Genomic DNA, 267 nt, shown 5'->3' on the forward strand with positions numbered 1-267 from the left:
GTTGGGGCCTCCTGTTCCCTGGGTATGTTCCCCCCAGGGAAGCAGGTACTGCCCCCGGTCTTCCGGGAAAGACTCGGGTCGGAGCCCCATCCGCTCATACATCCTCCGCACTTCCTCCGACAACGTCCCGGGCTCGTGGATGTGGAGGAGGTCATCGTACTTCACGTTGAGGAGAATTGTGGCAATGCTGGAGGCGCCGACGGTCTGCAGGATGGACTGGATCAAGAACATGATGTATGACGTCTTCGTAGCCAGGCCGGAAATGCC

General features: G+C 59.9%; 1 pseudogene. It reads right to left on the reverse strand.

The features are described from left to right. Positions 1-267: pseudogene (locus MFF64_RS36930) on the reverse strand (ATP-binding protein); the annotation flags it as partial.

It is taken from the genome of Methylobacterium frigidaeris, assembly GCF_022179185.1.
In the GTDB taxonomy this organism is placed as follows: domain Bacteria; phylum Pseudomonadota; class Alphaproteobacteria; order Rhizobiales; family Beijerinckiaceae; genus Methylobacterium; species Methylobacterium frigidaeris.